Consider the following 19,962-nt stretch of genomic DNA (forward strand, 5'->3'; position numbering starts at 1 on the left):
GCCCCTTGGGGGTGACGCGTTAGGCTGCGTGCTGCTTGGTCGGCACAGTGGTGATCCAGCCATGGGCGTCGTTGGTGGCGCCGTATTGGATGGAGGTGATGGCATCGTATAGACGCTGCGTCAGGTCGCCGATGCGGCCCTCGTTGATCACCATGCGGTTGTCCTTATAGCCCAGCTCGCCCACCGGGGAGATCACGGCGGCGGTGCCGGTGCCCCACATCTCGGTCAACTGGCCCTCGGAATGGGCCTTGGTGACCTCGTGGATGGAGATCGCACGCTCCTCCACCGGCAGGCCCCAATCGCGCAGCAGCGCCAGCACGGAGTTGCGGGTGACGCCATCCAGGATGGTGCCGTTGGACAGCGGTGGGGTGACGATGGTGTCGCCGATGCGCAGCATGATGTTCATGGTGCCCACCTCGTCCAGGAATTCGCGCTGGCGGCCGTCGAGCCACAGCACTTGGGTATAACCCTTCTTCTCCGCCTCCTGCGCGGCATACAGGCTGGCGGCGTAGTTGCCGGCGGTCTTGGCGGAGCCGAGGCCACCCGGCACGGCGCGCACGTGCTCGTCGCTGACCAGGATTTTCACCGGGTTCAGCCCCTCCTTGTAGTAGGCGCCGACGGGGCTGAGGATCACGTAATACAGGTAGCTGTGGGACGGATGAACGCCCAGGAACGTCTCGGTCGCGATGACGGTGGGGCGAATGTAGAGCGCGGTGCCGTGCTTGGCGGGGACCCACTCCTGGTCGACCTCGATCAGCGCGCGAAAGGAGTCTTCGACGACCGCCGGGTCGAGCCGGGGGATACACAGCAGGTCGCAGGATTTGTTCAGGCGGGCGGCATGACGGTCGGCGCGGAAGATGCGGACCTGGCCGTCGGCGCCGCGAAACGCCTTCAGCCCATCGAACACCGCCTGGGCGTAGTGCAGCACGCAGCAGGCCGGGTCCATGCTGAAGGGCGCGTAGGGCACGATACGCGGGTCGTGCCAGCCGCGGCCCTCGTGGTATTCCATCATGAACATATGGTCGGTGAACACCTCGCCAAAGCGCAGCGTTTCGTCCGCCGGGCGCGTCTTGGGGGCGGAAGTGCGCGTCACCGGGAAGCTTTGCATCGTGTATCTCCGAGCCTTTGACCGACAGAAGCCGGGATTCAGCCCACGTTGCAGGCCGTAGGGCAAGACCGCCCCGTGCAGACCTGCCTTCGCCGCCAGCGGTGGGGGCTGCTCCCACAGATCCACATCGCCGGATTACGGGGCGGCGGTGGCGGCGTCGGGGTTGGGGGCGCCGGGCTACGGCGCAGGCCGGGGCAGCAGCACGAACATGCGGCCCGGCTGCTTCATGCGCCCGGCGACCGCTTCGGCGTCATGGCCCCAGCCGAAGAAGATGTCGGCGCGGGTCGCACCCTTGATGGCGCCGCCGATATCCTGCGCCACCATCAGCCGCTGCAACGGCGCGCCATCTGCCGGCGTGGTGGTGTCGATCCATAGCGGTACGCCCAGCGGCACGAAGCTGCGATCCACCGCGGCGGAACGACCCGGCGTGAGCGCGACGCCCTGCGCCCCGACCGGCCCATCCTGCGCCGCCAGCCCGGGGATGCTGCGGAAGAACACGTACGATGGGTTTTGCGCAAGGATGCCGGGCGCCTCGGCGGGATGCTGGTCCAGCCAGGCGCGGATGCTCTGCATCGACACATCGGCCAGGCGCAGATCGCCGCGGTCGACCAACACCTTGCCGATGGCGACGTAGGGCCGACCATTTTGCCCGGCGTAGCCGACCCGCTCCACTGAGCCATCCGGCAGGCGAACCCGGCCGGAGCCCTGGATTTGCAGGAAGAATGCGTCCTGCGGGTTGGCGAGATACAGGATTGGGCGAGACTGCACGCCTGCCGCGCCGGCCAGGATCTGGGTGCGGTCCCAATAGGGCACCAGATGGCCGTCCTGCACGCGACCGCTGATGCGCTTGCCCGCCAGGTCGGGGAGGAAGGCGCCGAGATCGGCGTCCACCAAATCGGCCGGACGCGCCAGCAGGGGCGTTGCGAAATGGGCGTCTGGTGTACGTGCGCCCTCTACCTCCGGCTCGTAATACCCGGTGAACAGGGCGTCCGTGCCGGTCATGGCGTAGGGCTGCAGGCGCTGCTGCAGAAAGTGGCGAGATGCCGGCTCGTCACCCGGCGGCACTTGCCGGGCGGCGGCGCAAAGGGCGGCCCAGTCCGCCACGGTGCCCAGTTGCGGGAGTTGTCCGCCGGTGGGACGTGCGCCGGCCAGGCGGTCACAGCTTTGCAGCACGGCCGGCATTGCGTCTTCCACGTGGTCGGCCGGCCAGCCGGGGAGTTGGTCAAAGCCGATGGGGCTGAGTTGCAGGGTTTGCGTCGCCGGGCCGCTGCAACTGGCCAGCAGAAGCGCCAGCAGCCACGCCTTTGCTTGCGAGCGATGGATGAGGTTGCTACCGGGTGTCGCCATGCGGTTCTCCCTTTTGAAGCGCGCCCGCGGCGTCGGGCGCTGGTGGCGCCGCATCGTGTTGGCCATCCTGCTGGTCCCCCTGGGCCTGGTCCTGCTGTTCCGGTTCGTCCCGGTGCCGGGGACCCCGCTTATGCTGGTGCGAACCGTCCAGGGCTATGGCTGGCAGCACGATTGGGTGCCGATCACTCGCATGGCCCCTGCCCTGGCGCACGCCGTCATCGCGTCGGAGGATAATCTGTTCTGCACGGAGGCATTCGGTTTCGATACCGCGGCCCTGCAGGGCCAGGTTTCCGCGTGGTGGCATGGGCAGCGGCCACGCGGCGCCAGCACCATCACCCAGCAGACCGCGAAGAACGTATTCCTGTGGCCGGGCCGCGATTTGGTGCGCAAGGCGGCGGAGGCCGCGTTCACCCTGCCGATCGCGCTGTTGTGGCCGAAGCGGCGGGTGCTGGAGGTGTATCTGAACAGCATCGAGTTCGGTCCCGGCTTGTACGGGGTGGAAGCCGCGTCGATGCGATATTTCCAGCGCCATGCCGCCGACATTTCCGCGGCGCAGGCCGCGCGCCTGGCGGTGATCCTGCCCGACCCGCTGCACTGGTCCGCCGCGCATCCCGGGCCCTACGTGGCGGAGCGCGCGCAAACCATTCTGCGCCGGATGGGCGAGTTGGGCCCGCTACTGGATTGCGCCGAATAGGACAAGCCTTATTGCTTCCGGTCCGCGCCCAACCGCGATAGCATTTCCGCGCCCCGGAGAGGAAGCGCCGCCATGAAGCACCTGCTAGAACAGATGACGTTCCTGGAGTTCCAGGAGCGCATGGCCGAAGACCCGGTCATCATCCTGACGCTGGGGAGTGTGGAGGTGCAGGGCCCCTGCAACCCGATGGGCGATTTCATGCTGGCCGAGCGCATTGCCAGCATCGTGGCGGAAAAATCCGGCGCCATCGCCGCACCGTGCATGCCGTTCGGCTATGCCGAAGTATTCCGCGGCGTGCCCGGCGGCATGCAGGTGCGGGCCGACACGTTCCGCGCCGTGGTGCGCGACATGATTGGCGCGTTTATGGACCACGGGATGCAGCGCGTCGTCATCCTGAACGGGCACACCGGCAACAATGCCCTGCTGGAACAGACCACGCACGAGATCCGGCGCGAAACCGGCGTGATCATCCCATGGATCAACATCTGGCCCACCGGCAGCCTGGCCAACAAGCAGGCGCACGGCGACAACGCGCCGCGTTCGACCGGCCATGGGTCGGACCCGATCGGCTCCGTCTACGAGTATTTCTACCCCGAGCTGACACGGCGCGACGCCGCCCGCCCGCCAGAGGCCGTGAAGACGCTGCTGGGACTGCCAACCGGGGGCCTGAACAGCCTGCGGATCGGCAACGTGCCGGTTGGCGCGCCAGTGGCGATGCTGGACCATTGCGACGCGACCGTCGGCGGCGATCCGTCCCTTGCCAATGCGGGTTCGGGGAAGGTCTTCGCCGACTTCATCATCGATGCGTGCGTGACGCTGGTGGAGCACATGAAGACCGCAACCGTGCGCGACCCGCTCGCCTAGGCGGCGGCTTTCGCCTCGGCGCACAGCACCACCACCAGGCGCTGCACGCCGACGATCTGGCGCAGATTGCCCTCGACCAGATGCAGCATCTCGGCGGGCATCGCGTCCATGCCGATGTCGACGCGCATGGAATTGCCCTCGCGCCGGGCCTTCACGCGGTCGGGCAGGAGATCGCGGCGGGCGAAGGGGGCGAGCACGCGGGGCAGCAGCCCTGGCTCGGCATCGGCCTGTAGTTCGAAACGCACGGGGCGGCTCAGCGGGTCGGTCGCACGGGTAAACATGGGGGAAACACCTTTGGGTCGGTTGCGGCAGGGATGATCGAACCCGGCTGCCGAACCGCGACGCGACTGCGCCGGCCCGGCTAGGCAGCCGGGGCGATAATTCGTGCGCAGGTGAGCCAAAGATGCATGACCAAACGCTAGCACCGGCCGATCGCGAGTGCCAAGCATCGTATGCCCTGCGGAAAACGATGGCTCCTATGCGGTAATCAATACCCCTTGCTGTAATCCACCAGGTTCAGCAGTGGCTCGCCAGCACGGAAGCGGCGGATGTTGCCGGTGATGACGCCGACCGTCGTCTCCAGCGAGGCGGTGCTGGAGCAGTGCGGCGTGATGTGCAGGTTCGGCGTGGTCCAGAGCGGGCTGTCGGCGGGCAATGGCTCCTTCGGGAAGGCGTCGATGGTGGCGGCGCGCAATTGGCCGTCCGCCAGGGCCGCCTGCAAATCCGCCTCCAGCAGATGCGCGCCGCGTCCGGCGCTGATGACGACGCTGCCCCGGGGCATCGCGTCGAAGGTGCGGCGGCACAGGATGCCCTTGGTTTCTGCCGTGAGGGGCAGCAGGTTCACCAGGATCTCGGTCCGGGCGAGGAAGGCTTCGAAGCCGTTGGGCCCGTGGAAGTTCTCGACGCCGGGTAGCGATTTTGGGCCGCGGGACCAGCCGGCCACCTGGTAGCCGGTGGCGACCAGGCGCTCGCAGGCCGAGGCGCCCATATGGCCCAGTCCCATGACGCCGACGCGCACGGAGGATGCGGAGCGCATCTGTTTATAGGCCCATTCCCCCCGCGCCTGCGCCGCCTGGAAGAATGCGACGTCGCGATGGTGGAACAGCACCCAGCACAACGTGTATTCCGCCATGCGGGCGCCGGAATCCGGATCGACCACGCGCACCAGCGGAATGTCGCGCGGCAGGCTGGGGTCGGAGAGGTAATGGTCGATCCCGGCGCCGGTTGAGGAAATCAGCCGCAAATTCGGGTAGGGCGCCAGAAAGCCGGGCTGCATGCGAAAGATGACGCAGATGTCGATATCGGCGGGGTCGCGGACATCGGGCCATTCGCGGATGTCCTCACCAGGTAGGCCGGCGCGGATGCCGTTCATCAGATCGTCGCCGTAGGCCCGGTGTAGTAAGCAAAGAACCGCCATGTGCTATGCTCCGTCGCGTCGGTCGCGTGGTTGCAAGGCGCGTACCATGCTGGCTTCGGCAGGGACTGTTTGCGGGTTTCGCGGGCCGGGCGCATCCTGGCCGGCAACGCAGATCCATGGAGGCCGAATGGGCGCCGATTGCACCGCGCGGCAGTCGATTGATGCAGCGTCCGGTATTCGGCGTAGCCTAAGGAACGATCATGGCCCAGTATCGCCTGCATTACTTCCCGGAATCCGGCAACAGCTACAAACTGGCGCTGATGCTGAGCCTCTGCGGCCAGACATTCGAGCCGGTGTGGACCGATTTCGGCGCCGGCATCACCCGTACGGCCGAGTGGCGCAGCAGCGTGAACCAGATGGGGGAAATCCCCGTGCTGGAGGAAAACGGGGTCACCCTGACGCAGACCGCGCCGATCCTGCTGCGCCTGGCCGACATTCATGGCCGGCTGCACCCCATCACCGAGACGGAGCGGTTCGAGGTGTTGCGATGGTTGTTCTGGGACAACCATAAAATGAGCAGCAACATGGCGACCTACCGGTTTCGCCGCGCCTTCACCGAAGCGCCGGACCAGCACATCCAGAGCTACATCCGCGGCCGGGTGGATGACGCACTGGCGATACTGGAGCAGCAGGTGAAGGACCGACCGTTCGTCATCGGCGACCGCGTGACTGTCGCCGACATTTCGATTTGTGGCTATCTGAGCTTCCCGCCGGACGAGAGCGGTTATGACCTGGCGGCTACGCACCCGGCGATCCATGCCTGGCTGCAACGCATCGCTGCCCTGCCCGGCTGGAGGCCGCCCTACGATCTGATGCCGGGCAAGCGGCTGACGCGTTACGGCTAGATCTGCTCCAGGGTCAGTTCGCTGGTCATGATCCGGTTGCCGGCCATTAGCCCGCCATCCACCGGCAGCACCACGCCGGAGATGAAGCCCGCCTGGTCCGAGCCGAGGAAGCAGGCGGCGTGCGCGATATCCGCCGGGTCGGCGACGCGGCCCAGCGGGTACCATTTGCGCAAACCGTCCAGGATTTCGGGGTTGCGGGCGATGCGGCGGTTCCAGGCGGGGGTGCGCACGGTGCCGGGGCAGACGATGTTGGCGCGGATGCCGAACGGGCCGTATTCCACCGCCATGGACTTGGTGAAGCTCACCAGCGCAGCCTTCGCCGCGCTGTAGGACGGGTTGCCGAAGGTCGCCAGTCCGTTCACCGAGCCGATGAGCACGATGCTGCCGGCGCGGCGCTGCTTCATCGGCGCCAGCACGACATCCACCGTGTTGAACTGGCCGGCGACGTTGTTGGCAATGTCCTCCTGCCACATCGCCGGGGTCATGTCGCGCAAGGTGTCGCTTTGGTTGCCGGTGGAGGCGTTGGCGACGACGATGTCGACCGCCCCGGCCTCGGCCACGGCGGCGGCGACTGCCGTGCTCAACCCGGCGTGGTCGGTGATATCGGCTGCGGCGGCGAACACGCGGGCGCCTTGGCTGCGCAGGGCGGTCATGCGGGCCGCCACCTCGTCGTGCTTCTTGTCGCAGAGGATGACGGTGGCGCCTTCCGCCAGGAAGACATCGACGATCGCGGTGCCGATGCCGCCGACTGCCCCAGTGACCAACGCGATTTTTCCGTCAAGACGCAATGGTCGATCCTCCGGTCCGGTGATGCAGGGCGCGGCCGATCCAGTCCAGATTGGCACGGCGCACATGGCCGAAATTGTAGAAGCCGAAGCCGGCCGCACCAGCCTGGTCAAGTTCGGATACGGTGCGGGCGAATCCGCTTTCCTCCGCTGCATCCGGCGGACCGGGACGCAGCACGCAGCGGATCGCCGGGCCGGGGCCGACCCGGCGTCGAACCTCGCCGAAATCGGCGACGGCGCGGTTCCAGGCAGGCTCGTAGAAGCAGACTTCCAAGCCATCGGCGGCGGCGGCCAGGGCGGGCAGATCCGAACCCTCCAGCCAGCCAGCCGCACTGGGGCGGCGGACGGAGGGAATGATGAACAATTCCGCATCCGGGCGCATGGCGGCGCGAATGCGTTGCACCAGCAAGGTGACGACGGTGCAGCGCCAGCGCAGGAACGCTGCCAGATCGGGATCGCCGACCAGATCCGATTCCAGCCAGCGTTGGCCGATGTCGGCCGGCGTATCCATCGATGCGCGCAGATAGGCGTCGATGCGCTGGGCGATGCGGCCGCGCAATGCGGAAGCCGGGATGCCGGCGCGCGTCGCCCCGGCGATGCAATGGTCGCAGAAACACAGGCCCAGATTGGCGTCCAGCCAGGGATTGCTGGCGATGAGCGCGAATTCGTGGTGGTAGCCGTGCTGATAGGGCAGCCAGCCCGGCGTTTCCAGCACCAGACCGCGCACCGGGTGTCGGTCGGCGATGTCGGCGCAGAGTGCGGTGGCGTAGTCCTGCACGTCGGGATTGGCCGGGCATAGGCTATACCAGTATGGGTCGCCGAAAGCGTTGCGGGCGACGCAATCGGGGTGCGCCATGCCCAGCGGCGTGTTGTGCAGCAGCACGGTCCAGGCCGTGACCGCGATGTCCGTTCGGGTGGCGTATTGGCCGATTATGTCGCCCGACTGGCTGTTCTGCCGCGGCTTGATGCGGCCATACCGCTCCGGCCGGGCGGGAAAGTAGACGGTTCCGTCCTCCGGAAAGTGCACGCGACCCTGGCTGCCGTGGGGGCGGATGAACTTGCCCGCGTGGTAGCCGGCGGCCAGGCACAGTGTGTCGATGCCCCAGCCCTGCAACTCGGCCACGAGGCGATCCGGCGCCTGCTCCGCCACGTCCCAGGCATAGGCGTAGAGGCCGTGATACCGATTCGTGCCGCCCTGCATGGTCGCTCCGTTCTGCCCGGCGCAGCAGACACTGGTTACCGCCATGGGGCAATGACTGGACGGGATGGCCCCGAAATTGCACTCTTGGGCCAAGCAATGCCGGGGGATGAACAGTGAACGCCATCAAGACCAGCCTGCTCGCCTGCGCCGCCATGCTGTTCGCCTCCGCCGCGGCCCAGGCGGACACGGTGCGGATGACGGTGTCGTATTACAGCGCCGCCACCGGGCCGTATTTCGAGAAGATGGCCGCGGAGTTCCACAAGGCGAACCCGGATATCGACATCAAGATCGACGTCGTGAATTGGGACGTGCTGCTGCAGAAACTGCGCACCGACATTTCCGGCGGCACCAACCCCGACATCTCCATCATGGGCACGCGTTGGCTGCTGGACTTCGTGAAGGACGACATCGCCGAGCCGCTGGACGGCTACATGGCGCCCGACTTCAAGGCCCGCTTCATCCCGCCATTCCTGACGCCGGGCACGATCGGGGGCAAGGTGTATGGCCTGCCGATCGCCGCCTCCGCCCGGGCGATGTACTACAACAAGGATATGCTGACCAAGGCTGGCTACCCGAACGGTCCGACGAGTTGGGAGGACGTGACGGCGGCGTCCGAGAAGCTGAAGGCGATGGGCATGCCGGGGTTTGGGCTGATGGCAAAGGGCACCGAAGTCGACGTGTATTACTACTACGCGTTGTGGAGCTATGGCGGCGACGTGATCAACGCGCAGACCAAGGCCGCGTTCGACTCGCCCGCCGGGGTGCAGGCGCTGACGCTGTACAAGTCGATGGTGGATAAGGGACTGACGCAGGATGGCCCCACCAACTACACGCGGTCCGACATTCAGGACCTGTTCAAGCAGGGCCGTCTCGGCATGGTCATCACGGCGCCGTTCCTGATCAACCAGATCGCGAAGGAAGCACCGACGCTGGATTACGGCATCGTGCCGGTGCCGAAGGGCACGACATCGGCCACCTACGCGGTGACCGATTCGGTAGTGATGTTCGCGAATTCGAAGGTGAAGAAGTCGGCGTTCAAATTCCTCGATTTCCTGTTCACCAAGGCGCCGCGTGTCGAGTTCACCAAGGGCGAGGGCTTTCTGCCGACCACGCAGGATGAGGCGACCGACCCGTATTTCACTGACAACCCCCGCCTGAAGATCTTCGTCGACCTGCTGCCCTCCGCGCATTTCGCCCCGACCGTGACGGGGTGGGAAGATACGGCCAAGGCGGTGACCGATGCGGTGCAGTCCGTCTACCTCGGCAAGGCCGACCCGGCGGCTGCGCTGAAGCAGGCCGCCTCCCGCGCCGACACCTCCCTGGGGAAGTGAGCATCGCGGCAGGCCGGGTGCGGCTACCACTGGCGGCCTGGGGGCTGCTTGCGCCCAGCCTGCTGCTGGCGGTGATGATCATTGGCTACCCGTTCTACGAAATCGTCATGCTGTCGCTGTCGGATGTGTCGCGGTTCGGGCTGGTGCGGGGGTTCGCCGGGCTGGCGAATTTCTCGGCGGTGTTCGGCGACAGCATCTTCCAGAACGCGCTGCTGCGCACGGCAGAATGGACCGTGGGCGTGGTGGGTGGGACGATTGCGGTGTCGATCCCGGTGGCGTTGGTGCTGCGGCAGGATTTCTACGGCCGGGGCGTGGCGCGCACGATCATCATGCTGCCCTGGGCGGTGTCGCTGCCCATGGCGGCCATTGCCTGGATGTGGTCGCTGAACGCCGATTACGGGATGGTCAACGCCACGCTGCGGCAATTGGGGCTGATGACGGGGTCGGTGCAATGGCTGGCGCGATCGGAAACAGCGTTCCCGGTGGAAATCCTGATCGGGATCGTCGTGTCGATCCCGTTTACCGCGACGATCCTGCTTGGCGGATTATCGTCGATCCCCGGGGAGATCTACGAGGCGGCGGCGATCGATGGCGCGCGGCCGTGGCATAATTTTTGGCATCTGACGTTGCCGATGCTAGGGCCGTTCATCAATATCGCAGTGGTCCTGAACGTGATCCACGTGTTCAGTTCGTTCCCGATCATCTGGGTGCTGACGCAGGGTGGACCGGATAATTCGACCCATATCCTGGTGACGTATCTGTACGAATTGTCGTTCCGGCTGGGGCGGCCGGGCCAGGCGTCCGCCGTGTCGTTGGCGATGCTGGTGATCGTGGTGTGCTTCACCGTCCTCTACATGCGCCTGCGGCGGAACGAGGCCGTGGCATGAACCGCAAGCTGCGCCGCACTGTCTGGAGCTGGCTGGTGCTGGCGCCGCTGCTGATGGTGACGCTGTTCCCCTTCGCGGTGATGCTGTCCACCGCGCTGAAGCCGCATGACGAGGTGATCGCCTTTCCGCCCCGTTGGCTGCCGACCCGGCTGGCCTGGGAGAATTTCGCCGATATGTGGACGGCGATCGATTTCGGGACGGGGGCAATGAATAGCCTGCTGATCAGCATCGGCGGCACGCTGCTGACGCTGCTGGTCTCCGTCCCTGCTGCCTACGCGATCAGCCGCATGGCATTTGGCGGCAAGGATGCGTTTCGTCAGTTCCTGCTGGTGACGCAAATGCTGTCGCCGGTGCTGCTGGTGCTGGGGCTGTTTCGGATGGCGGCGTCGATCCATATCGGCGACGGGACGCTGGTGGATAGTCGCGGCGCGGTGGTGGTGATCTACGCTGCGTTCCAACTAGCCTTCGCGATCTGGATGCTGGCGTCGTATTTCACCACCATCCCGCTGGATCTGGAGGAGGCCGCCTGGATCGATGGCGCCGGGCGCGCGCAATCCCTGCTGCGGATCTTTCTGCCGCTGGCTACGCCCGCTATCGCGGTGACCGGCATCGTCACCTTCGTCGGGTGCTGGAACGAGTTTCCCGTCGCGCTGACCATGCTGCGCGACCCGGCGAACCTGACGCTGCCGCTGAAAGTCGTGAACCTGGTGGCCGGCCGCTACAGTGTGGAGTGGAACCAGGTGATGGCCGCCACGCTGCTGGCAACAGTGCCGGTGGCGGTCGTGTTCGCAGCGTTGCAGCGCTATCTGGTCCAGGGATTGACGCTGGGTGCGGTGAAGTAGCCCGCACACCAGCGACATTGGCATTGGCATCAGGAAAATTTGATGCCGTAGCTGCTCGCATCGCTGCCCAGGATATTGGCAGCGGTCAGCGATTGGTGTTCGGGGCTGTCGGAGATGCCGATCGCGACCTGGGCCCGGGTAGCATTGGAACCCAGCGCATTGGTCCAGAAGGTTTCGCCGGCGGCATCAGCCGACCGGTGCAGCGTGTTCGTGTAGAGAGTATCGACGAAATCACGATCACCGAGTTGGCCGTAGGTTGCCTGGAATTCCTGACTGCCGACGAGGGCATTTGCCACCTGTGACGCGGTCGCTGCGCCGCTTGCAATCTGCGAGGTCCAGAAGGTCAAACCAGCAAGGTCGGGCGTGCGCCCGAATGCCGTATCATAGAGACGCGCCACTTCGGCCGCGTTTTCGCTGACTGTCCAGATACCGGCGCTCACCTGCGACGCCGTTGCTGTCTTGTTTTCGGCGCTTTCGGAGATGCTCGCCAGGACTTGGCTACGGGTTGCGGCGTTGGTGTTCAGGTTGCTGGTCCAGAAAGCCTGCCCGGCCGCATCGGGAGCCCGCCCCAGCACGTTCTGGTAGATCTGTGTCACAAAATTGCTGTTGGATGTTGCGCCGAGGCGTGCCGCGTATTCGGGCGCATTCAAAAAGCCAGCGGCCACTGTGGACAGGGCGGTGCCATGCTGCAAGGCGTCGGTCCAGAATGCCAGACCGGCCTGGTCCGGCGTGCGGCCGAGCGCCGCGGTGTAGAGCCGCGTCACGGCGGCTGCGTTGCTGTTGGGATCGAAGGTGACGCTACCGTCGATGAAATTGACTGTGGAAATGCCCTTGATTGCGTCGGTTTGGCCGTCATGGGTGATGGATATCGTCCCATCGCTCAGCAACGAGAACGTGGCGCCTCGACGACCATCGGCGAGATTCAGCGTGTCGTTGCCGCCGTTGCCGATATAAGTCTGATTGCCTGTGGTGTCGTTGAAGACATCGTTCCCGCTTGTGCCAGTAATGGTCGTCGTGCGGATCGACGCCGCGACCGGCGAGGCCGGTGTCGTGCTGGTAGTCGTGGCCGGCGTCGTGATGGCCGAAGTCGTCGTGACCGAAGTCGTGGTGGCCGAAGTCGTCGTGACCGAAGTCGTCGTCACCGGGGTGGTTGCGGCGATCTGGGCCGTGGTTGCCGTCAGCGCGGTGAGGGTTTTGTCGGTGAATTGGAACTTGGCGAAATTCGTAATCGTGTCGGTAACGCCCTGCGTGCTGATCGTCCAATTGGATCCCGTCTGCGCGATCGTGGCCGCTGTGGAAGCGAAGTCGAACACGATGGTGTTGATACCGGTGCCGCCGTTGAGCGTGTTGATGCCGAGGCCGCCATCGATGACGTCATTGCCGGCGCCGCCAGTGATGACATCGTTGCCGGCGCCGCCCGTCATCGTATCGCCCCCGTCATTACCGATGAGGGTGCGGCCGATGGCGTCGCCCTCCGCGATGGTCAGCGCTTGCAGGCCCAGTGCAGCGATGGTCGACACTGCGCCCGTCACCACGCCCGAGTTGGAGAGATGCAGGATTGCGCCGTCGATGACATCGAGCTTGGCGTTCAAGCCGTTGCCGCTGGTGTCCGTCAGCGCCATCTTGACCTGAACCGAACCGGCCAGACCTGCGCCGGAGAGGGTGACCGTCTGCGTGCCGATTAGGCTGGTCGCAAGTGTGTATCCACCGCTGGCCGTGCTGGTGGTGGTTGCACCGCCGACGCTGACGGTGAGACCAGCCACACCTTCGCCCACACTATAGAAGCCGTTCTTGTCGGTATCATCGTAGGCGACGCCCAGCAGGAAGCTGCCGGCTGTGCCCGTGGTGGCGAAATCTTCGGTGACGACTTCGGGTCCAACACTGGTCGACGAGGTTTGCGTCGTGTCGACGATGGACAGGCCGATCTCGCGATAACTCGAATTCGTCTCATTGACGCGATGGCCTGCCTGGGCCTGCATGCCACCGCTGCTGGCATCACCGCCCCAATCGACCATGAAAGCAGCCTGCGCGAAGAGCGGGTCCTCGGAATAGGCGTAGATGTTTTCGCCGGCGCTGCGGAAGGCATAGCCTTCGTTGGTGAGCCGTGCTGCCAGCCCGGCCTCACCCGTGGTTTGATGCGCCTGGGTGTCGGTGGCGATCATCGCCTGGTTGTGCGCCAGGGCGCCGCCAGCCAGGACATCGCTGAACGCCACCGGCTGCGACGGCGTGAGCGCTTGGAAGGCCGCGAGGAGACGCACGCCGTCGACACCGAACTGCGTCAATGCGCTTTGGACATCCGCCTGGGACGACGTCGCGGCGGTGTAGGACGAGATATACCGAGCGGCATCCCCGAGAGGGTTCATCCTCGCATCGTTGATGAGTTCGAGGAGATACTGTTCGTTTGCGCTGGTTGGCATTGTCTACTTCCGTTTGGAAGGCGTGCCCTAATCATTTGTGCCATAATGAACCATTGCTTCTGCTGCAGTGCAGCATCGTCAATGGATGTGCGCGTCATCACCAAATTATTGACGGGTTTTTGACTCAGGGATTTCTCTTAACGAGCCGTCATAAGTCTCCCTTGGTTGTGACCGGCGACCGCGGGCATCAGCGGCGAGTTGATCGATTTCGTGGGTTTATGGTCGGGAACCCTGGGCCCGGGGCGCCAGGCGGCGGCTTAAGGAAGGGCTACTATTTCTTGGTGGTGAGAGGTGATTTGGACCACGCGATAGTCAGATCCGCTTTGATGGTCACGCCACCGTGACGGGTCGCTAGCGCAGAATCGGGGGACGCGTCGCGTGCTGGCGCAAAACGGACTAGACTGCCGGGCACGACCCGGGAGCATGACATGACCGAAATGCGCAAGGTTTCGCCCACCGCCGATTGCCGGCAGGTGCGGGCGGGTGAGGCATATGTCGGCAAACAGGCCCTGAACTATCAGGTTGGCATCTCTGCCGAGACGGTGGGGGCGCAGGGCATCCACCTTCAACTAGTCACGATCCCGCCGGCGGCGCGGGCGAAGGCGCACCTGCACGAGGCCCACGAGACGGCGATCTATGCGCTGACGGGCGTCTCGCACGTCTGGCATGGCCAGCAGCTTGAACATCACGCGATCGTGGCGCCGGGCGATTTCTTCTACATTCCAGCCGGCGTGCCGCATTTGCCCTACAACCCCAGCGCGACGGACGCGGTGACAGCGCTGATCGCCCGCACCGATCCGAACGAACAGGAGAGCGTGGTGCTACTGCCGGAACTGGAGGCGTTGGCGCGCCCGCAGCAATAGGATATCCGGACCGCGCAAGATGCCAGCAAGGAGAAACGCAGATGGTCGACTCAGCAACGGCGCAAGCCCCGGGGTTCCACCGCTTCACTGTCGGGGCGTTCGAGGTGATTGCGCTGCATGATGGCGTGATCACCCGGGATCGGCCGGCAGGCTTCGTGCCCAATGCCTCGGACGAAGAAGTGGGGGAGGCTTTTGCCACGGCTGGCATGCCGCGGGACAAACTGACCATCACCTTCACTGCCCTGGCCATTAAGACGCCGGGTGGGGTCGTGCTGATCGACACCGGGCTTGGCGATGGCGGGCCGCCGGGCACCGGGACGCTGACGGCGAACCTGGCGGCGGCTGGTATCCAGCCCGGCGACGTCAAAACCGTTGTTATCAGCCACTTCCATGGGGACCACATCGGCGGCCTGCAGTTGAAGGACGGCACGCCGCGCTTCGTCAATGCCGACCTTCTGGTGCCAGAGAAGGAGTGGGCGTTCTGGATGGACGACGCCAAGATGGAGGCGGCGGGCGAGGCAGCGAAGGGGAATTTCGGCCTGTGCCGCAAGATTTTTGGCCCGGTCGCCGACAAGGTGCGCAAATTCGCCTGGGATGAGGAGTTCCTGCCTGGCTTCACGGCCGTGCGGGCGAATGGTCACACACCGGGCATGTCGGCGATCCGCATTGCGTCTGATGATGGCGTGATGATGTTCGTGGCCGACATCACCAACAATCCGCTGATTTTTGCGCGCCATCCGGACTGGCAGGCCATGTTCGACATGGACCCGGCGGAAACGATTACGACCCGCAAGCGCATCCTGGACCAGGCCGCAGCGGAGAAGATGCGGGTGTCGTTCTTCCACGCGCCGTTCCCGGCCACGGGGTTCATCGTGAAGACCGGCACGGGATACGAATTCCTGCCCGCGCTGTGGACAGCGAGCTAGGGGCTTCAAGCGCCTCGGCAGGCTGATGCCCCATCTCGACCACAGCATCCGCCCTGCCGAGCGCGTCAAACTCGACGAAACAGCGATCCCAAGGCTTCAGGAAACCTAGCGCCACATCTCCCGCATTCGGGCGCCGAGATCGATTCGTGCCACGGGTGAGAGGCCAAAGCGCGCGGCCTCGGTCGCTAGAACGGGCCAGATTATGGCCTCGAACAACGGCAGGATGTGGGCGGGAATGAAGCGGGTGCGGGCGGCGTAGACGTGGCGGTCGCCGTTCCGCGCCTGGCCGTGGGTGAAGAAGCGATGCGGCGTGATCAGGTGCAACGCATCTTTGGCCCGCGTCATTGCGACATACAGCAGCCGGCGCTCCTCCTCGATATCAGCCGTCGTCCCAGTGCCGAGGTGCGAGGGGATGCAACCATCCACCACGTTCAGCACGAACACCGACTTCCATTCCTGCCCCTTGGCGGAGTGGATGGTGGATAGGACCAGATAATCCTCGTCCAGCAGGGGCACGCCAGCCTGGTCACTGGTGGCGTCGGGCGGGTCCAGCGTTAGCTCCGTCAGGAACCGGGCGCGAGAGGGATAGCCGGAGGCGATTTGCTCCAACTGCAGCAAATCCGCCTGGCGCATAGTGGCGTCTTCGTGGATCCGGTCCAGATGCGGCGCGTACCATTGCCGGGCGCAAGCGATCTCCCCCGGCCAGCCGCTTTTGCCGGAGCGGATTTGCTGCAGCGTGCCGACCAAGGCCGCCCAATCCTCCCCCGCGCGCGCGGGCGCGGAGATGGTCCGCAGCGCCCCGATCGGGTCCAGTTCCGCCGCCATCGCATCCAGGATGCGCTGTGCGGAGGACGGGCCGATGCCGGGCAGCAATTGCAAGACGCGGAAGCCGGCGACCCGGTCGCGCGGATTTTCAACGAATCGCAACAGAGCCATGAGGTCTTTCACATGCGCCGTATCCAGAAACTTCAGTCCACCGAATTTGACGAAAGGGATGTTACGCCGGGTCAATTCGATCTCCAGCGGGCCGCTGTGGTGGGAGGTGCGGAACAGGACGGCCTGCTGCTTCAGCAGCGTTCCGGTTTCCCGGTGTTCCAGCACGCGCTCCACGATGTAATTCGCCTGCTCCGCCTCATCCCGCACGGCAACGAGGAAAGGATTCTGGCTGGAACGGCGGTCCGTCCATAGGTTCTTGGTGAAACGCTCCGCTGCCAGGTCGATGACGGCGTTGGCGGCGGCGAGGATCGGTTGGGTGGACCGGTAATTCCGGTCGAGCGTTACGATCGTTGCCGCCGGGTTGAAGTGGCTGGGGTAGTCGAGGATGTTGCGCACGGTGGCGGCGCGGAAGGCGTAGATCGATTGGGCGTCGTCCCCGACAACCGTCAGTCCGGTGCCGCCTGGCTTCAGCGCGAGGAGGATGCTGGATTGGAGGCGGTTGGTGTCCTGGTATTCGTCGACCAGCACATGGTCGAATCTGCCACCAATATTGGCTGCCATCGCCGGGTCCGCGGTGGTTTGCGCCCAGTACAGCAGTAGATCGTCGTAATCGAGCACGCTTTGGCTCTGCTTGGCCGCCACATAGCCGCCGAATAGCTGGCGGAGCTGATCTTGCCAAGCGGCGCACCACGGGAAATGGCTTTGTAATACCTCGTCCAGCGGCATCTCGGCGTTGACGGCGCGGGAATAGATGGCGAGGCAGGTGCCCTTGGTGGGGAAGCGGCTCTCGGTTTTGGACAAGCCGAGCTCGTGGCGGACCAGGTTCATCAGATCGGCTGAGTCTTCGCGGTCATGGATGGTGAAATCGGGGGCCAAGCCAATGTGTTCGGCATAGTCGCGCAGCAGCCTGGCGCCGATCGCGTGGAAGGTTCCGGCCCAGGCGAGCGCGTCGGTCATGATGCCGGCGTTGGCGCCCATCACCTGGGCGCAGATCCGTTCCACCCGCCGGGTCATTTCCGCCGCGGCCCGGCGGGAGAACGTCATCAGCAGGATGCGCCGCGGGTCCGCGCCGCCGACGATGAGATGTGCTACCCGGTGGGCGAGCGTGTTCGTTTTGCCCGACCCGGCGCCGGCGATGACTAGCAGCGGTTGGCTGCCGTGTTCAACGGCCTGCCGTTGCGCCGGGTTGAGTTTGGCGAGGTAGTCGAGCGACATGGGTGCGGGCGGGCTCCGGGAAAGCCGGAGTCAATCATGGCCACGTTTTGTTCGCAAGCGCACACAATGCTGGATGTGTGTGGCGATCGGTGGCGATCGGTGGCGATCGGTGGCGTGGTTACGGCGCCGCTGGGAGGGGCAGCCGAGCGACCTCCCCGGTAGGTGGAGGCTGGGCCATCGTCGACTGCGGTTACGTAGAGGGTTTTGCCGTCTAGCCGACGGCCAGGTTGGTGTGGTGCGAGGATGGCACGTTGACGAGTTTGAGCAATGTGCCCGCCGGCGACACGGTCGTCGCACCGCTACCATTGTACAGCGCGACGAGGAGGTTGCCCGGCGCGTCGACGCGAAGCAAGTCGGGGTGGTGGTCCCCTTTGTTATTCGGAGGGATCACGTCGCGAAGCCGGATGAACTAACGTGTTGGTCCTAGCGAACCATCGGCCTTGATGGGGAAGGCGAAGATCTTTCCGGTCGGCGATCCGGCAACGTCGGCCGGTTGCGATAATCTGCGCTGACGGTTCGTCGGCGCGGGCGATTGGGACGCACATGGAAGCGGCGATTGCGATGAGGAAGAGTTTGAGCATCTGTTACAGCTTCGGCCTAGCCTTACGGCGGCTACCGCAGAACGGAGGGCAAACACGAAAAAGCACCGCCACTGTTGGTGACGATGCTCGTAACGATGGCTGAGGGATATGGTTGCGGGGACAGGATTTGAACCTGTGACCTTCAGGTTATGAGCCTGACGAGCTACCGGGCTGCTCCACCCCGCGTGGGTGTATGGTGTTTGGAAGACCTGGCGGCGACCGACTTTCCCGCACCTTGAGGTGCAGTATCATAGGCGCTGGGGGTTTTCACGGCCGAGTTCGGGATGGGATCGGGTGTAGGCTCCCCGCCATGGCCACCAGGTCATCCAAACACCATGGGTCAAATGTTTGACCTATTGGTGTCTGTGATGATTGGTTCTGGTGTTTTTGACGTGCTGTGTGTGTTGGTGCGTGTTGTGTGCACCGGCGATGATTGCTGTGCATGATGGTGCATGGAGCCTATTGGGCGATTAGGACCAGTTAGCTGCACGCCTTACGGCGCTTCCACATCTGGCCTATCAACGTGGTGGTCTACCACGGCCCTCAGGGAGACCTGGTTTTGAGGTGGGTTTCCCGCTTAGATGCTTTCAGCGGTTATCCCGTCCGCACATAGCTACCCGGCCGTGCCACTGGCGTGACAACCGGTTCACCAGAGGTGCGTCCATCCCGGTCCTCTCGTACTAGGGACAGATCCTCTCAAGTCTCCAACACCCACGGCAGATAGGGACCGAACTGTCTCACGACGTTCTAAACCCAGCTCACGTACCACTTTAATCGGCGAACAGCCGAACCCTTGGGACCTGCTCCAGCCCCAGGATGTGATGAGCCGACATCGAGGTGCCAAACCTCCCCGTCGATGTGGACTCTTGGGGGAGATCAGCCTGTTATCCCTAGAGTACCTTTTATCCGTTGAGCGATGGCCCTTCCACGCGGGACCACCGGATCACTATGGCCGACTTTCGTCTCTGCTCGAACTGTCGCTCTCGCAGTCAGGCGGGCTTATGCCATTGCACTCAGCAGCCGATGTCCGACCGGCCTGAGCCCACCATCGCGCGCCTCCGTTACACTTTGGGAGGCGACCGCCCCAGTCAAACTGCCCACCATGCAGGGTCCCGGTCCGGGCTGACCGGACGCGGTTAGACATCAGAAGAGATCAGGGCGGTATTTCAAGGATGGCTCCACACAAGCTAGCGCCCATGCTTCAAAGCCTCCCGCCTATCCTACACAGCTCTCCCCTGAGGCCACTGCAAAGCTGCAGTAAAGGTTCATAGGGTCTTTCCGTCTGACCGCGGGTACCCCGCATCTTCACGGGGAATTCAATTTCGCTGAGCCCATGCCGGAGACAGTGGGGAAGTCGTTACGCCATTCGTGCAGGTCGGAACTTACCCGACAAGGAATTTCGCTACCTTAGGACCGTTATAGTTACGGCCGCCGTTTACCGGGGCTTCAATTCAGTGCTTGCACACCTCCTCTTAACCTTCCGGCACCGGGCAGGCGTCAGACCGTATACGTCGTCTCTCGACTTCGCACAGCCCTGTGTTTTTACTAAACAGTCGCTACCCCCTGCTTTGTGCCACCCACCGATGGTTGCCCAACGATGGGTCTCGCTTATCCCGAAGTTACGCGAGCAATTTGCCTAGTTCCTTCGGCATGGTTCTCCCAAGCGCCTTGGTATGCTCTACCAGTCCACCTGTGTCGGTTTC

17 protein-coding genes, 1 tRNA gene and 2 rRNA genes (1 of these 20 cut by a window edge) are annotated in these 19,962 nt (G+C 64.6%); 8 read left to right on the plus strand and 12 right to left on the minus strand.

Annotation, left to right across the window (positions count from 1 at the left end; all coding sequences use genetic code 11):
- Window positions 1-19 precede the first annotated feature (19 nt).
- On the minus strand, window positions 20-1,108 hold the full coding sequence (locus GSQ76_RS19620; RefSeq protein ID WP_158745799.1) for a branched-chain amino acid aminotransferase: 1,089 nt from the start codon (window positions 1,106-1,108) through the stop codon (window positions 20-22).
- Window positions 1,109-1,285: 177 nt separating this feature from the next.
- Window positions 1,286-2,455, minus strand: coding sequence for a murein transglycosylase A (locus GSQ76_RS19625; protein ID WP_158745800.1), 1,170 nt, complete (start codon window positions 2,453-2,455; stop codon window positions 1,286-1,288).
- On the opposite strand from GSQ76_RS19625, the gene mtgA reads away from it, so the two are divergent.
- On the plus strand, window positions 2,454-3,149 hold the full coding sequence (gene mtgA / locus GSQ76_RS19630) for a monofunctional biosynthetic peptidoglycan transglycosylase (RefSeq protein WP_158745801.1): 696 nt from the start codon (window positions 2,454-2,456) through the stop codon (window positions 3,147-3,149). The genes GSQ76_RS19625 and mtgA overlap by 2 nt on opposite strands.
- 72 nt (window positions 3,150-3,221) lie before the next feature.
- Window positions 3,222-4,013, plus strand: a complete 792-nt coding sequence (locus GSQ76_RS19635; RefSeq protein ID WP_158745802.1) for a creatininase family protein — start codon at window positions 3,222-3,224, stop codon at window positions 4,011-4,013.
- Here the strand turns inward: GSQ76_RS19635 and GSQ76_RS19640 are convergent.
- The gene (locus GSQ76_RS19640) at window positions 4,010-4,294 is read right to left on the minus strand and encodes a hypothetical protein (protein ID WP_158745803.1); all 285 of its coding nucleotides are present in this window, start codon (window positions 4,292-4,294) and stop codon (window positions 4,010-4,012) included. The genes GSQ76_RS19635 and GSQ76_RS19640 overlap by 4 nt on opposite strands.
- A 206-nt stretch (window positions 4,295-4,500) precedes the next feature.
- The gene (locus GSQ76_RS19645; RefSeq protein WP_158745804.1) at window positions 4,501-5,430 is read right to left on the minus strand and encodes a glyoxylate/hydroxypyruvate reductase A; all 930 of its coding nucleotides are present in this window, start codon (window positions 5,428-5,430) and stop codon (window positions 4,501-4,503) included.
- A 200-nt stretch (window positions 5,431-5,630) separates the two neighbouring features.
- On the opposite strand from GSQ76_RS19645, the gene GSQ76_RS19650 reads away from it, so the two are divergent.
- Window positions 5,631-6,275 (plus strand): glutathione S-transferase family protein, encoded by a 645-nt coding sequence (locus GSQ76_RS19650; RefSeq protein ID WP_158745805.1) that lies wholly within the window; start codon window positions 5,631-5,633, stop codon window positions 6,273-6,275.
- On the opposite strand, the gene GSQ76_RS19655 is transcribed toward GSQ76_RS19650, so the two are convergent.
- Window positions 6,272-7,063: an SDR family oxidoreductase gene (locus GSQ76_RS19655; RefSeq protein WP_216851178.1), complete on the minus strand. Its 792-nt coding sequence runs from the start codon at window positions 7,061-7,063 to the stop codon at window positions 6,272-6,274. The genes GSQ76_RS19650 and GSQ76_RS19655 overlap by 4 nt on opposite strands.
- Window positions 7,053-8,261, minus strand: coding sequence for a hypothetical protein (locus GSQ76_RS19660; protein ID WP_158745807.1), 1,209 nt, complete (start codon window positions 8,259-8,261; stop codon window positions 7,053-7,055). Before GSQ76_RS19660 ends, GSQ76_RS19655 begins: the two co-directional genes overlap by 11 nt.
- Before the next feature lie 113 nt (window positions 8,262-8,374).
- Here GSQ76_RS19660 and GSQ76_RS19665 point away from each other — a divergent pair, with 113 nt between their 5' ends.
- The 3 genes from GSQ76_RS19665 to GSQ76_RS19675 are packed head-to-tail and all read left to right on the plus strand — an operon-like array spanning window position 8,375 to window position 11,321.
- Entirely contained in the window at window positions 8,375-9,592 is a 1,218-nt protein-coding gene (locus GSQ76_RS19665) for an ABC transporter substrate-binding protein (protein WP_216851179.1), read from the plus strand.
- Window positions 9,589-10,479, plus strand: a complete 891-nt coding sequence (locus GSQ76_RS19670; protein WP_216851180.1) for a carbohydrate ABC transporter permease — start codon at window positions 9,589-9,591, stop codon at window positions 10,477-10,479. Before GSQ76_RS19665 ends, GSQ76_RS19670 begins: the two co-directional genes overlap by 4 nt.
- On the plus strand, window positions 10,476-11,321 hold the full coding sequence (locus GSQ76_RS19675; RefSeq protein WP_158745808.1) for a carbohydrate ABC transporter permease: 846 nt from the start codon (window positions 10,476-10,478) through the stop codon (window positions 11,319-11,321). The genes GSQ76_RS19670 and GSQ76_RS19675 overlap by 4 nt, the downstream gene beginning before the upstream one ends.
- 29 nt (window positions 11,322-11,350) lie before the next feature.
- Here GSQ76_RS19675 and GSQ76_RS32430 read toward each other — a convergent pair whose 3' ends face one another.
- Window positions 11,351-13,738, minus strand: coding sequence for a DUF4214 domain-containing protein (locus tag GSQ76_RS32430; RefSeq protein WP_158745809.1), 2,388 nt, complete (start codon window positions 13,736-13,738; stop codon window positions 11,351-11,353).
- A gap of 428 nt (window positions 13,739-14,166) precedes the next feature.
- Between GSQ76_RS32430 and GSQ76_RS19685 the strand changes: the two genes are divergently transcribed.
- Window positions 14,167-14,601, plus strand: coding sequence for a cupin domain-containing protein (locus GSQ76_RS19685; RefSeq protein WP_216851181.1), 435 nt, complete (start codon window positions 14,167-14,169; stop codon window positions 14,599-14,601).
- A 41-nt stretch (window positions 14,602-14,642) separates the two neighbouring features.
- Window positions 14,643-15,527: an MBL fold metallo-hydrolase gene (locus tag GSQ76_RS19690; protein WP_158745810.1), complete on the plus strand. Its 885-nt coding sequence runs from the start codon at window positions 14,643-14,645 to the stop codon at window positions 15,525-15,527.
- Window positions 15,528-15,632: 105 nt separating this feature from the next.
- On the opposite strand, the gene GSQ76_RS19695 is transcribed toward GSQ76_RS19690, so the two are convergent.
- The 5 genes from GSQ76_RS19695 to GSQ76_RS19715 all read right to left on the minus strand — a co-directional run.
- Window positions 15,633-17,678 carry an ATP-dependent helicase gene (locus GSQ76_RS19695; RefSeq protein ID WP_158745811.1) on the minus strand — a complete coding sequence of 682 codons (2,046 nt, stop codon included), beginning with the start codon at window positions 17,676-17,678 and terminating at the stop codon, window positions 15,633-15,635.
- A 211-nt stretch (window positions 17,679-17,889) separates the two neighbouring features.
- Window positions 17,890-18,069 (minus strand): SMP-30/gluconolactonase/LRE family protein, encoded by a 180-nt coding sequence (locus GSQ76_RS19700; RefSeq protein ID WP_158745812.1) that lies wholly within the window; start codon window positions 18,067-18,069, stop codon window positions 17,890-17,892.
- 299 nt (window positions 18,070-18,368) lie between these two features.
- A tRNA-Met gene (locus tag GSQ76_RS19705) sits at window positions 18,369-18,445 on the minus strand.
- A gap of 21 nt (window positions 18,446-18,466) precedes the next feature.
- Window positions 18,467-18,581: ribosomal RNA gene (gene rrf / locus GSQ76_RS19710) — 5S ribosomal RNA — on the minus strand.
- Between the two features lie 127 nt (window positions 18,582-18,708).
- A 23S ribosomal RNA gene (locus GSQ76_RS19715) occupies window positions 18,709-19,962 on the minus strand; it runs 1,549 nt beyond the window's last position.

Origin of the sequence: Acidisphaera sp. L21 (genome assembly GCF_009765685.1) — a bacterium.
Classification (GTDB): domain Bacteria; phylum Pseudomonadota; class Alphaproteobacteria; order Acetobacterales; family Acetobacteraceae; genus LMUY01.

What these genes read in the sequence shown, in the direction of transcription:
- GSQ76_RS19640 (WP_158745803.1), bottom strand. Translation starts at nt 4,294, where the DNA reads ATGTTTACCCGTGCGACCGACCCGCTGAGCCGCCCCGTGCGTTTCGAA.
- GSQ76_RS19625 (WP_158745800.1), bottom strand. Translation starts at nt 2,455, where the DNA reads ATGGCGACACCCGGTAGCAACCTCATCCATCGCTCGCAAGCAAAGGCG.
- GSQ76_RS19660 (WP_158745807.1), bottom strand. Translation starts at nt 8,261, where the DNA reads ATGCAGGGCGGCACGAATCGGTATCACGGCCTCTACGCCTATGCCTGG.
- GSQ76_RS19645 (WP_158745804.1), bottom strand. Translation starts at nt 5,430, where the DNA reads ATGGCGGTTCTTTGCTTACTACACCGGGCCTACGGCGACGATCTGATG.
- GSQ76_RS19690 (WP_158745810.1), top strand. Translation starts at nt 14,643, where the DNA reads ATGGTCGACTCAGCAACGGCGCAAGCCCCGGGGTTCCACCGCTTCACT.
- GSQ76_RS19685 (WP_216851181.1), top strand. Translation starts at nt 14,167, where the DNA reads ATGACCGAAATGCGCAAGGTTTCGCCCACCGCCGATTGCCGGCAGGTG.
- GSQ76_RS32430 (WP_158745809.1), bottom strand. Translation starts at nt 13,738, where the DNA reads ATGCCAACCAGCGCAAACGAACAGTATCTCCTCGAACTCATCAACGAT.
- GSQ76_RS19635 (WP_158745802.1), top strand. Translation starts at nt 3,222, where the DNA reads ATGAAGCACCTGCTAGAACAGATGACGTTCCTGGAGTTCCAGGAGCGC.
- GSQ76_RS19695 (WP_158745811.1), bottom strand. Translation starts at nt 17,678, where the DNA reads ATGTCGCTCGACTACCTCGCCAAACTCAACCCGGCGCAACGGCAGGCC.
- GSQ76_RS19650 (WP_158745805.1), top strand. Translation starts at nt 5,631, where the DNA reads ATGGCCCAGTATCGCCTGCATTACTTCCCGGAATCCGGCAACAGCTAC.
- GSQ76_RS19675 (WP_158745808.1), top strand. Translation starts at nt 10,476, where the DNA reads ATGAACCGCAAGCTGCGCCGCACTGTCTGGAGCTGGCTGGTGCTGGCG.
- mtgA (WP_158745801.1), top strand. Translation starts at nt 2,454, where the DNA reads ATGCGGTTCTCCCTTTTGAAGCGCGCCCGCGGCGTCGGGCGCTGGTGG.
- GSQ76_RS19620 (WP_158745799.1), bottom strand. Translation starts at nt 1,108, where the DNA reads ATGCAAAGCTTCCCGGTGACGCGCACTTCCGCCCCCAAGACGCGCCCG.